Source organism: Paenibacillus sp. CECT 9249, from assembly GCF_918697855.1.
Lineage (GTDB): Bacteria > Bacillota > Bacilli > Paenibacillales > Paenibacillaceae > MSJ-34.
Window position 1 is genome coordinate 249,817 of record NZ_CAKKLI010000003.1, and the last position, 13,206, is coordinate 263,022.

Below are 13,206 nucleotides of genomic sequence, written 5' to 3' on the forward strand. Positions count from 1 at the left end.
AGTGACGAGTATCTGGGTGAATGCATATGATGCAAATGACGATCTATGCAGGAAGGAGAGGCCAATGAAAAAGCAAAGGAAAACGGTGAAGTCAGGGAAAACGAAAAAACCGCTTTACTATGTGCATAACCCGAATTCTCTTGAACTGAGCTGGCTTGACAGCATGAAAAAAGAGAAAAAAGACGGCGAAGACGTCAAAGAGACTTCGCAGCGGAAGGAATTCGCCGTTAGCGCTGTGGCGGAATCCGTTCTCGAACAGGCGCCGTCCGAGCAATGGATGCTGAATGCGATGCATGAAGTGGCTCGCGAAGAACCGTTGACGAACAAGGATGAAGGCTTTAATCGCGCAAAAGCGGTCTTGTTTGGCGACAAGACGGCCGCTCAGGGGGAAGCGCGGGCGGAAAACGTAGCTCATGAAGCGAAGGCGGAACGGAAGGAAGCGGATGTTGCCGAGTTGCAGTCGGAGGCGGAGAGCGGATCGGAAGCGATAAAGGACGAATTGCCGGATGCAAAGGAAGCCAGAACCGCACCGCGAACGGAACGCAGAGCGCCTAGGGCCGCGGCGAAACCGGAAGCGAGAAGCGGAGCGAAGCCGGATAAGTCCGGCTCGCTGCAAGAGCCGAATGAAGAGCGGAATAGCGAAGCCGCGCCTGAGGGACCCGCTGCGAAAGGCCAAAAAGCGTCATTCTCTTCCGCGGCCGAGCCCAACCCGTCTCCCAAAAGGGGCAGCGAAGCTTTATTCGAATCCGCAGCGCAGCAAGCGCCGGTTCGCAGCGCGAAGAAAGAAGTCGTGTATACGGACGATTTAGCGGACGGTGCGGTCACGAACGAAAAAATTGCGCCTTATTCGATTGACGGGACGAAGTTGAAAAGGGACAGTATCGGGACCGAAGCGTTGCAGGACTACGCGGTGCTCAGCATAAAAATCGCCGACGGCGCCATCAATGCCTCGAAAATCGCGCCGGAATCGATCGCAGGCGAGCATTTGATCCGCAATGCGATATCCGGACAGAAAATCCGGGATCGTTCCATTACGAGCGAAAAAATTAAAGACGGAAGCATCACGTCGGAGAAATTGGCGGATAAAACGATCGACTCGAGCAAAATCGCCGAAGGTTCGATTCAAACGAAACACTTGAGCGCCATGATCATCTCTGCCGACTTGATTCAAAATCAATCGATTACGGCCGAAAAAATTCGCAGCGGCGCGATCCAAACGGAAAATTTGGCCAACGAGTCGATCGACAGTTCCAAAATTAAAGATAATGCGGTCACATCCGCCAAAATACGCGACGGAGCGATTACGGAAGCGAAAATTGAAAACGAAAGCATTACGGCGGCCCATATTCGCGACGGAGCGATTACGAAACAGCACTTGGCGCCCAGATCGATACAAGGAGATCATATTGCGGACGGACATGTAAATTCGAATCATTTGGCTTCTCGGTCGATCGGTCCGAACCATATTCAGCCGCACGCGATTGCGTCCGCCCATTTGGCGCCGTCGTCCGTCAATTTCAACCATTTGCAAGAAGAAGCCGTGAAACAGGAACATATCGGCCAGAACGAAATTCAAAGCTGGCATATTGCCGATCAAACTGTTTCAACATCGAAGCTTGCCGACCAATCGGTAACGACCGTCAAAATCGTCGATCATGCGATTACGACTTCGAAAATCGCCGAACAAAGTATTTTGCCGCAAAAAATAGCGGACGAAGCCGTGCAAACTCGGCACATAGCGAAAGGCTCGGTCGTCTCGGACCGGATCGCCCCGTTCAGCGTAGGAACGATTCATTTGCAGAAGGAATCGGTTGGTCCCGAACATATCCAAGAAGAAGCCGTACAGGAACAGCATTTGCAAAACGGCGCGGTCACCTCCGACAAATTGGCTTATCTTGCCGTACAGGAAGACCATATCGGGCTGGGCGCGGTGACGACGTATCATTTGGATGCTGCGGTCGTTACGGATGAGAAATTGGCGGCAGGCAGCGTCGTTACCGAAAAAGTGGCGGACGGCGCGATAACGGAAGAGAAGATCGCCTCGCAGGCGGTAACATCCGATAAAATCGCGGACCAATCGGTTCAAACGTACCATTTGGCGGACAGCGCGGTCAGTTCGTTCAATTTGCAAGAAGAAGCCGTGCAATCTTACCATATCTCGCCGGGAGCCGTTCAAAGCGTTCATATCGAGAATCACTCGATCGAGCAAGGAATGATCAAGAACGAAGCCGTTACCTCCGATAAAATCGCCGCGCATGCGATAAAGGATCGTCATATCGGGGCCGGAATGATCTATTCCCATCATTTGGCCGATCATGTGATCACTTCGTTAAAGCTGTCGCCGGAAAGCGTCTCGACGGATAAATTGGGCGATATGTCGGTTACGACGTCCAAAATCGCCAATCAAAGCATAACGGCCGACAAGCTGGCCTCGGAGGCGATCGAAAGAAAACATTTGTCCGAAGGAGCCGTCACCGGGTACGCCTTGGCTGAACAAGCCGTTCAATCCGAACATGTGAATGCGAAGGCGATCCGCGCCGAGCATATATCGGCGGAATCGATCGAAACCGGCATGCTGTTGGATGGGGCGGTTACGAACGGAAAATTGGCGGAGCATAGCGTTTCGGGCACCAAGATCGTTCCCGGCTCCATCGAGGGCGATCATATCGGGAACGAAACGATCGGCGGCAGGCATTTGCAGGCGCATGCCGTTCAATCGGTTCATTTATGCAATTCCAGCGTTACGGAAGAAAAGCTCGCCGAGCGCAGCGTCAGCGGATCCAAGCTTCAGCCGGAAAGCGTTGAGGAAGAGCATTTGGCGGACCGTTCCGTTTCCGCCGGCAAGCTTCAGCCGGAGTCCGTTACATCGGAGCATCTGACTCGGCAATCCGTCGATTCCAACCATTTAAAAGATCTTGCGGTCGGAGAACGCCATTTGCAGCCGCAATCCATTACGGCGGAAATGTTGCAGGACGCGGCGGTAACGAACGACAAAATCGCCATATCGGCCGTAACCGGCAAACATATCGCGCTCGAATCCATCTCGGGCAAACATCTGCGCGTCAATTCCATTCAAGGATATCATCTGAAAAAAGGAAGCGTAACGGTCGCTCACTTGGCGCAGGATGTTTTATCCGTGGATTTGGTTCCCGACGAAAGCATTCACGGCAACAAAATCCAGTCCAAGGCGATCGACACGAGCCATATTCGCGATCAGGCCGTTCGGACGGATAAGCTGAAGGACGGCGCGGTAACGTCCGCCAAGCTCGGAGAGGGCGCCGTAAAATCGATTCATATCGAGCCGGGAAGCGTCTCCGGCGGTCATCTGCAAATCGGCGCGGTCGGCTCAAGCCATCTGCAGGCCGCAAGCGTCCATTCGGATCATATCGCGGAAGAAGCGATCGAGTCGGCGCATTTGCAAAAAGGGGCGGTTACGCAAGAACATTTGCGCGCGGACGCGGTTAACGCGGTTATTTTGCAGGACGGCAGCGTAATCGAATCCAAACTGGCCGCAGGATCGGTCACTTCCGGCAAAGTCGCAAGACGCGCCATCCTTGCGGATCATATTGCGCAAGGCGCGATCGAAGCGGAGCATGTCAACGATTCCGTTATCGGTTCGTCCCATCTTCAGGCGGAATCGGTCGACAGCCGGCATTTGAAATCCGGCATTATTACGTCGGAGCATCTTACGGAAGGCGTCATTCTGACCCATCATTTGCGCGAACAATCGATCGGCGAAGCCCATATCCAGGACGATTCCATCCATTCCGGCATGCTGCAGGACGGAAGCGTGACGAGAAGCAAATTGCCGGATCGGGTCGTTTCGGGCGACAAAATCGCCCTCAAATCGATCGGTTCGATTCATTTAACGGAAAACGCGGTGCAAACGGAACATTTGACGGACTCCTCGATCGAGGGGCGGCATATCGGTCCCGGCGAAGTGACCGGCGAGCATTTGCAGGTGATGGCCGTCACTTCCCGCCATATTCAAGACGGGGCGCTGTCGACCGTACATTTGCAAGACGGGGCGGTCACGGCGGATAAATTGCAAACCGGTTCCGTAACGACGGCCAAAATCGCCTTAAAATCGATCGTAGAAGACCATATTCAGGATCAAGCGATTACCGAGGCTCTTCTTCAGGACGGGGCGGTCGGCACGGATAAATTGGCGGACAGCGCCGTAAGCGCAGCGAAAATCGGCGCGAAAGCGGTGCATTCGCAGCATTTGGCGGAACAATCCGTCCATGCCGCCCATATTGGGCAGCAATCGGTAGGAGCGGAGCATATTCGAACGGGAGCGATCTCGGGCCGCCATATCGAATCAGGGGAAATCTCCGGCGATCATTTGGGCCCCGATGCGGTAGCTTCGTTTCATTTGCAAACGGACAGCGTGCATACGGGACATTTGCGGGACGGAGCCGTTCGTACCGAAAAATTGCAGGACCGCACGATTACCGGGGAAAAAATCGCAATTAAGACGATTGCGACGGAACATCTGCTTGACGGTGCCGTCCAAACGCCGCTGCTCGCGGATTCCGCCGTTGCGGCTTCCAAATTGGCCGACGGCAGCGTCACCGAGAGCAAAATCGCCCGCGGAGCGGTGGGGCCGCAGCAGATCGCGGACGAGGCGGTTTCGGCCCAGCATATCGTTCCGTATGCGATCGGCTCCGACCATATCGGGGTGGCGGCCGTTGAGGCGCGCCATATCGGTTCCGGTGAAATCGGTCCGGAACATTTGCAGGAAGGTGCGATCGGTTCGCAGCATATTCAAGCGGGCGCAATCATGCCGGAACATTTGCCGGACGATTCGATCACGGCGGAGAAGCTGCAGAAACGTTCCGTTACCGGCCATAAAATCGTCCTGAAAACGATCGCGGGGGAGCATATTCAAGACGATTCGATTACGGCCGACATGTTGCAGGCCGGAAGCGTCACCGGCGACAAGCTGGCCGCTGCGGCGGTTGCCGGCGATCATATTGCGCAGCGCTCGATCGGCTCCGGCCATTTGGACGCCGAGGCAGTGCGGTCGGAGCATATCGCTCCGCAAGCCGTCGAGACGGGACATCTGGCCCAGGAAGCGGTCCGGTCTGAGCATATCGGTTCCGCCGCCGTTCACGGAGAACATGTCGCGTCAGGGCAAATCGCCGCCGATCATTTGGCGGAAGGAGCCGTCGCGACGAAACATGTGCAGGACGGGGCGGTTACGGCGGATAAATTGCAAACCGGTTCCGTAACGACGGCGAAAATTGCCGTGAAATCGATTGTGGAAGATCATATTCAGGATCAAGCGATTACCGAGGCTCTTCTTCAGGACGGGGCGGTCGATACGGATAAATTGGCCGACAGCGCCGTAAGCGCGGCGAAAATCGGCATTCAAGCGGTCCATTCGCGCCATTTGGCGGAACAATCCGTCCATGCCGCCCATATTGCCCGGCAATCGGTCGGGGCGGAGCATATTCGGGCCGGAGCGATCGGAGGACAGCATATCGAATCCGGAGAAATTTCCGGCGATCATCTCCGCCATGAAGCGGTAGCATCGTTCCATTTGCAATCGGGCAGCGTGCGGACGGAACATTTGCAAGACGGAGCCGTAAGCGCGGAGAAGTTGCAGGAGCGCAGCGTTACCGGCGACAAAATCGCGGCCAAGACGGTCGCAGCGGAGCATCTTCTCGATGGAGCCGTTCAAACGCCGCTGCTTGCGGATTCCGCCGTTATTGCCGCCAAACTGGCGGACGGCAGCGTGACGGAGAGCAAAATCGCACCCGGAGCGGTAGGGCCGCAGCAGATTGCGGAAGAGGCAGTATCGGCAGAGCATATCGTTCCGTATTCGATCGGCTCCGACCATATCGGGGTGGCGGCGATCGAGGCGCGCCATATCGGTCCCGGTGAAATCGGCCCCGATCATTTGCAGGAAGGTTCGATCGGACCGCAGCATATTCAGCCTGGCGCCTTCTTGCCGGAACATTTGCCGGACGAATCGATTCCGGCAGAAAAGCTGCGGAAGGGATCCGTTACCGGCGATCGAATCGCCTCGAAGACCATTGCGAGCGATCATATTCAAGACGGCTCCATTGCTGCCGAATTGCTGCAGGTTGGCAGCGTCACGGGCGAGAAGCTGGCTTCCGAAGCGGTAACCGGCGACAAAATTGCGGGACGGTCGATCGATTCGGGCCATTTGGGCGCCGAAACGGTTCGGCCGGAGCATATTGCGCCGCTAGCCGTCGAGTCGGGCCATCTAGCCCAAGGGGCGGTCCGGTCCGAGCATATCGGTTCCGCCGCCGTTCTCGGCGAGCATGTCGCTTCGGGGCAAATCGCTGCCGAACATTTGGCGGAAGGCGCCGTTGCGTCGAATCATTTGCAGGCGGGAGCCGTGCAGGCGGATCATATTGCGGACGGTTCAATCGGAGCGGAGAAATTGCAGCCCGGTTTGATCGACGCAGTAAAAATTGCGGACGGTTCGATTCGCGGCAGCCATTTGACGGACGGAGCCGTCCAGGCCGGGCATATAGCGGAGCGCGCCATCGAGCCCGCCCATATAGCGGAGCGGGCCATCGAGCCCGCGCATATAGCGGAGCGGGCCATCGAGCCCGCGCATATAGCGGAGCGCGCCATCGAGCCCGCGCATATAGCGGAGCGGGCCATCGAGCCCGCGCATATAGCGGAGCGGGCCATCGAGTCCGCGCATATAGCGGAGCGGGCCATCGAGCCCGCGCATATAGCGGAGCGGGCCATCGAGCCCGAGCATATAGCGGAGCGCGCCGTGGAGGAGCGCCATATCGCGGATGAGGCGGTACGCGGCCGTCATATCGGCGACGGCGAAATCGCATCACGCCATTTGCAGCCGATGTCGATCGGAAGAGAGCATTTGCAGCCTGACGTTCTCCAAGTCCAAGAAACGAAATTCGATTCGTTGGAAGGAACGCTGATTGCCGACCGTTCCATCAACGGCGATAAGCTCGCTCCGCAAATCATTTCCGCCTCCCATCTGCAATCCGGAGCCGTGACGGCGGACATTTTGCAAGAAGGAAGCGTGACGAACGACAAAATAAGCGACGGAGCGGTAACGGCCAACAAAATCGCCGCCCGTGCCGTCAGTTCGACGCATATCATCCCGCACTCGATACGGCCGGACCATCTTGGCCCCGGTATCGTCGGTCCGGAGCATATCGGCGCTTCCGCGATCGGCGGAGAGCATATCGCATCCGAGCAAATTTCGGCCGCTCATCTGCAGCAGGATTCCGTAACAGAACGGCAATTGCAAGCGGGATCGGTGCATTCGGAGCATTTGCAGCTTGGCGCGATCGGAACCGAACAGTTGCGGGACGGCGCGGTAACCGGCGACAAATTGGCGGCGGAATCGGTAAGCTCCCGGCATTTGCAGCTCCAATCCGTCGATACGGATACGCTCAAGGACGGCAGCGTCAGCAGCGAGAAAATTGGCGACGGAGCAATTACCTCGGATAAAATCCGCGGGGGCGCGGTCGATTCATCGCATTTGGCGGCGCAGTCCGTACGGCCGGAACATATCGGTCCGGAGGCTGTAGGAACCGTTCACCTGCAATCCGGTTCCGTCGGTTCGGAACAACTGCAGGAAGGAGCGGTCACGGGAAGCAAGCTGGCGGCGGAAACGATAACCGGCGAGCATATTCAAGCGCAGGCGATCGATGCGGCACTACTGCGCGACGGTTGCGTGGTGAGCGGCAAAATTCAGGATTCTGCGGTTACGGCCTACAAAATAGCGCCATTGTCGATCCAACCGTTCCACCTTTCGCCGCAAACTGTTCAAACCGGCCATATTGCAACAGGGTCCATCCGGGCGGAGCATATTAAGGAAGGTTCCGTCGACGAATCGCATGTTGCCGACCGGGCGATCGAAGCGAAGCATTTGCAGTCCGGTTCCGTCGGCGCGGAGCATTTGCAGCCGGGGGCCGTACAGCCGGAACATTTGCAAGACGGGGCCATCGGCACGGATCAATTGCAAGACGGTGGCGTTACCTTGTCAAAGCTTGCCCCGGAGGTCGTTGAAACATTCTATCTTTCGGATGAATCGGTCGCCTCGGAGCATATCGCGCCGCGCTCGATCGGTCCGGATCATCTTGGCGACCATATTGTTGAAGAACGGCACATTGGCGAAGCAGCGGTTACGGGCGGACATATCCGCAGCGGTTCGATCGGGGAAGCCCATCTTCAGCGGCATGCGGTGCAAACGCAGCATATCCGGGATCAAGCGATCGGCGCCGACCAGCTTCGGGACGGATCGATTACCGGGGAGAAGCTAACGGGTGATGCGATCGGCACCGAGCATATTCAGGCCCATGCGATCGTAACGTCCTTGCTTGACAACGGAAGCGTAACGAACGATAAGTTGGCCGATCGTGCGGTGGGCGGCAAGAAGATTGCCTTCGGATCGGTTGCCGCCGAGCACTTGCAGGACGAATCGGTTTCGCCGGACAAAATGACGTTTACTCCGGTTCAAACGGTTGCATCGAGTGCGCCGCCTTTGCAGCAGTTCGGAATGACCCCTTTCGCATTTTGCGATCAAGACGAAAAAATCGAAGTGACCGTTTCATTTGCCGAACCTTATGCGAATGCGGATTACGTGATCGTCGCGATGACGAACCATTCGGCCTGCTACGCGGCATTGCGGGCGAAGAACGAAAAATTCGCCGTCGTCGAAATTGTGAGGGGCCGCATCAGTCCGCAGCCGTTCGGATACATTTCCTGGATCGCGATAGGCCAAAAATGAGCGAGAAGCGAATCAATATGATACGGGGACAGACGTTAGAACACGCGGGTCGATAGACTCGCGTGTTTGCTTTGTCCCGACCGGCAGCCTGCCATGCAATGCCGAAGGAGGGGGCAGTACATAAGCCGTTGCAATAGAAAGTGTACAACATAGAATGTGTGTAAACGCGAGCGTGAAGCGCGTTTCACGCGAATTCGGTATGCGGCCTCGCCGATACTCACAATTTTTTCCGAACATTAGGAGGTGGATGACGTTGTTAATCCGTCATCGTCGAACGATTCGTAAAACTTTGACTCGCACTCGCCTCAATACGGATGCGGGGAATGGCTCGAAACCGTACGTTTCCGTCATTATCCCCGTCAAGAACGAAAGAAAAACGATCGCCCGCGTGATCCGGGAGGCCCAAATGGTGCACCCGCATACCGAAGTTATCGTCGTGGCCAACGGATCGAAAGACGGGAGCGGAAGCATTGCCGAAAAATGCGGGGCTACCGTATTGTCGTTTTCCGAATCTTTGGGTCACGATGTCGGCCGAAGCATTGGTGCGCAGGCGGCAAAAGGACATATTTTATTGTTTATCGACGGCGACATGATCATTCCCGTCAAGCAACTGCGGCCGTTCGTCAAGGCCGTCTCCGGCGGATTGGACGTCGCTTTGAACAACTATTCGGGACCGGTTCGAAAACATAGAGTGCATGGCGTCGTCTTGGCCAAGCATGCGTTGAATGCGATGCTTTCCCGCCCGGATCTGCAAGGATCTTCGTTGACGGCCGTTCCGCATGCGATCAGCCGGAGGGCGCTGGAGGCGATCGGCGCGGAGAATCTGGCGGTTCCGCCGCTTGCGCACGCCATTGCAATCGGACGCGGATTGCAAGTGAAGGCGGTTTACCGCGTGAACGTAGGGCGATTGAATCCGCTCCGCATGCGCGGGCGCAGGCACGATCCGCTGGAAGGCTTGATTATCGGCGATCATCTGGAGGCGATCGAATGGATAACGGCGAATGAGCCGCGCGGCGGCTTCGGAGATTTGTCGAGGACACGGGAAATCGTGAGGTGAGCGAATGAAGCAGAGCGGAAGAAGCGTACGGAAACCGATGAACGGGGTCCGGAGAAGCAGCGTTGAGCGCCCCGCGGCCTCCGCAGCGACCGTCGCTGCGATCGTATCCGTGAGCAACGAAGAAGAGTCGATCGGGAAGGTGCTCGGTCAATTGACCCGGCTTGCGCTGGATGAACTGATTATCGTGATGAACGGCTGCAGAGACCGAAGTTTTCCGCTCGCGCGATCATATCCGCAAGCGGTCATCTTGCACTATCCGCATCCCATCGGACATGATGTGGGCAGAGCGATCGGCGCCAAAGCGGCGCAATCGGATATTTTATTGTTCGTGGACGGCGACTTTCCCGTTCCGGCGGAATCGCTTGCCCAATTCATCGAGGCGGTGCGTCGCGGAACGGATGTCGCACTAAACGATTTGTCGCCGTATCTGCCAATGTTCGATGAACGCGATGCCGTTACGCGATGCAAGGAATTTCTGAACCGCTGCTTGGGGCGGCCGGACTTGGGGGCCAATTCGTTAACAGCGGTTCCGCACGCGCTGTCGCGCAAAGCGGTCGAAACGATCGGCTGCGCGAATTTAATGGTGCCGCCGAAAGCGCATGCGATCGCGCTGCTGCAAGGACTGAAAGTGGAGGCAAGCGTCAGCGTAAACGTCTTCCATCATAATAGGGAGCGGAAAATCAATATCGGGACGATAAATCCGGTTTCGCAATTGATTGTGGGCGACCATCTGGAAGCGTTCCGGCAGGCGATGGATATACAAGGCGGAAGGTTGCTGTTCCCCGATCGTTTCCGCAGAAGAGCGGCGTTAAGGAGGAAAGGCCGGTGAAAAGGACCAGCATTATTATTCCTACATTTAACGGACTTCACCTGCTGCGGCAATGTCTCGCATCGATTCGGCAATATACGGACGTACCGTACGAATTAATCGTGGTTGACAACGGATCGACGGACGGAACGGCGGATTATTGCCGGCAGGAGCAAATTCCGTTTATTTCGCTGCCGTCCAATACGGGATTTCCGGCCGCTTGCAACAGAGGATTGCGGATGGCAAGCGGGGATGCGCTGCTGTTGCTAAACAACGATGTCGTCGTAAGCGCCAATTGGCTGTCCAATTTGTTGGCCGGACTGTACAGTGCGGATCATATCGGCATCGTCGGCCCGATCGCCAATTATGTCAGCGGCAAACAACAAGTGGCATATCCCTATGCGGACTTGGCCGAATTTCAGCGGCTTGCCGCCGAAGCGAACCGTCCCGACGCTTCCAAACGGAAATTGGCGGAACGCATCGTCGGTTTTTGTTTTTTGTTCAGGCGGGAAGTGTTGGATACGATCGGCTTGTTGGACGAACATTTCAGCCCCGGACATTATGAAGACGACGATTACTGCTTCCGGGCGCGCATGTGCGGCTTTAGTTTGATGATTTGCGGCGATGCGCTCGTACATCACGAAGGAAGCGCGAGCTTCAGAGAGCATGCCGCCGGCCGGATCGAGGAGTTGATCGAACGGAATTATCGGTTGTTTCAAAATAAATGGGGTGTGGATCCGCACATTTATATATGACGGGGAGGGATTTCGCATGAAAGGTATCATATTGGCTGGAGGAACCGGAACTCGCCTGTACCCGCTCACTAAGCTTGTCAATAAACATTTGCTGCCCGTAGGCAAATATCCGATGATTTGTTACGGCATCGAACGTTTGCGCCGTGCGGGCATACGCGACATATTGATGATTATCGGCAAAGCCTCCTCCGGACTATATATGGATTTTTTGGGCGACGGGTCGGAGTGGGGCGTCAGCCTTACCTATAGAATTCAAAGCAATGCCGGCGGAATCGCCCAAGCGTTAGGCTTGGCGAAAGGCTTCGTATCCGAAGGAGAGAAGTTTGTCGTTCTGCTCGGCGACAATTTGTTCAAGGACGATTTGGCGCCATTCGTCAAGTCGTTTCGGGAACAGGCCGTCGGGGCAAGGGTGCTGCTGAAGCAAGTTGCAGATCCGCACCGCTACGGCGTTCCCGTATTTCATCCGGAACGCAAAGATGAAATTGTAAAAATCGAGGAAAAGCCGTCGCAGCCGAAGTCCCATTATTGCGTCACGGGGCTTTATATGTACGATACGAACGTTTTCGACATCGTCGAACGGCTGGTTCCTTCCGCCCGCGGCGAATTGGAAATTACGGATGTGAATAATGTATACGCCGAGGCGGGGCGTCTGCAATACGATGTGCTGCAAGAATGGTGGACCGATGCGGGAACGTTCGAATCGCTCTTTGAGGCGAGTGTAATGCTTCGGGGGGTAGAGCCGTGATCAAAAAACAGGATAAAATAAGAAAACGAAAAAAACGGGTCGCCATGGGGCGGAAACGCCGGCTTGTCGTGAAGAAGATCGCCGGCAAAAAAAGAACATACAAGTTCAAGAAGAAAAGGCCGGCGGAGACGGCTGCGGACGCTCCCGTCATAGCTGAGCCCCCGCAGCCAGTGCCTGTCGCCGCAGCGGCGCCCGAGCCCCGTGCGCATGCCGACCGGTTTGAAGAAGGGTACAAAATCGGCGTATACGACGGCGGTGAGAAGCTTCTATCCGACATGCTTCCGGCATTTACGATTTTGCCCGAATTGACGGTTCGGGATGTGATAGCGGCCGGCTTTGAACAGGTGCGCCATCGTCTGTATCCGCTGCTCGATCCATTTACCGTATTTCGCGAAATGCAGCAGGCGTTAAACATGCGGAAACCGTTGTCCTTGGTTCGCCTTGGCGACGGCGAACTGCTTACGCTCGCCCACGATAAAGTCGTAAGCGCGGATCAAGCGTTGCGGGAAGGTCCTTTCTTGAAATATGCGGGAGTCGACATTCCCGATCCCGAGGCCGGAGACCTGCTGGCACAATCGATTCGCCAGGCAACGATCATCGGCATACCCGTTTCCCGCTCGCCCAATTTCCAACAGTTATTGTTCCCGGTGCTGCATCATTATCAAATCGGTTATAGCGATTTGCGAATGACGATATCCACGATGAATTATTTATTGTATCAATTGGGGTATCTAACGATGTTGATGGAGGGAAGAAGAGTGCTGCTTGTCGGAAACGCGGCTCCGGCACTGAGCGGGGTGCTCGCGCGCAGATGCGTTCAAGTCGCCGGCGTCGTCGCCCCGGTGAACGGCATGAAAGACATTCAACGCGTGATGGCGGAGGTGGCGCAATACGATTTCGATATGGCGCTTGTCGCCGCGGGCATTCCTGCCGTCGTCATTTCGCAGCGGATCGCCTCCGAATTGGGCAAAGTCGCGCTGGATTTCGGCCATTTGGCCAATAAAATCGCCACTGGGGAAAGCATTTGATGCAATCGCGCGAAGCGGAGTCGGCATGAAGGCAAACGGTGCGTTATCCCGTAAATCCTTGAATCCT

Annotated in this window: 6 protein-coding genes; all 6 read left to right on the forward strand. The window is 56.1% G+C overall.

The features are described 5' to 3' along the window. Positions 1-64 precede the first annotated feature (64 nt). The 6 genes from LQ229_RS04610 (at position 65) to LQ229_RS04635 (ending at position 13,139) form a co-directional block, all read left to right on the forward strand. Complete coding sequence (locus tag LQ229_RS04610) at positions 65-8,746, forward strand: WIAG-tail domain (RefSeq protein ID WP_230191051.1); 8,682 nt, start codon at positions 65-67, stop codon at positions 8,744-8,746. A gap of 289 nt (positions 8,747-9,035) precedes the next feature. Next, positions 9,036-9,803 carry a glycosyltransferase gene (locus LQ229_RS04615; RefSeq protein WP_230191085.1) on the forward strand — a complete coding sequence of 256 codons (768 nt, stop codon included), beginning with the start codon at positions 9,036-9,038 and terminating at the stop codon, positions 9,801-9,803. 4 nt (positions 9,804-9,807) lie between these two features. Beyond that, positions 9,808-10,632: a glycosyltransferase gene (locus tag LQ229_RS04620; RefSeq protein ID WP_216536582.1), complete on the forward strand. Its 825-nt coding sequence runs from the start codon at positions 9,808-9,810 to the stop codon at positions 10,630-10,632. Then, entirely contained in the window at positions 10,629-11,366 is a 738-nt protein-coding gene (locus LQ229_RS04625) for a glycosyltransferase family 2 protein (protein ID WP_230191052.1), read from the forward strand. Before LQ229_RS04620 ends, LQ229_RS04625 begins: the two co-directional genes overlap by 4 nt. Positions 11,367-11,382: 16 nt before the next feature. Then, on the forward strand, positions 11,383-12,111 hold the full coding sequence (locus tag LQ229_RS04630; protein WP_216536580.1) for a sugar phosphate nucleotidyltransferase: 729 nt from the start codon (positions 11,383-11,385) through the stop codon (positions 12,109-12,111). After that, positions 12,108-13,139 carry a GT-D fold domain-containing glycosyltransferase gene (locus tag LQ229_RS04635; protein ID WP_230191053.1) on the forward strand — a complete coding sequence of 344 codons (1,032 nt, stop codon included), beginning with the start codon at positions 12,108-12,110 and terminating at the stop codon, positions 13,137-13,139. Before LQ229_RS04630 ends, LQ229_RS04635 begins: the two co-directional genes overlap by 4 nt. The last annotated feature ends 67 nt before the right edge of the window (positions 13,140-13,206 follow it).

What these genes read in the sequence shown, in the direction of transcription:
- LQ229_RS04610 (WP_230191051.1), top strand. Translation starts at nt 65, where the DNA reads ATGAAAAAGCAAAGGAAAACGGTGAAGTCAGGGAAAACGAAAAAACCG.
- LQ229_RS04630 (WP_216536580.1), top strand. Translation starts at nt 11,383, where the DNA reads ATGAAAGGTATCATATTGGCTGGAGGAACCGGAACTCGCCTGTACCCG.
- LQ229_RS04620 (WP_216536582.1), top strand. Translation starts at nt 9,808, where the DNA reads ATGAAGCAGAGCGGAAGAAGCGTACGGAAACCGATGAACGGGGTCCGG.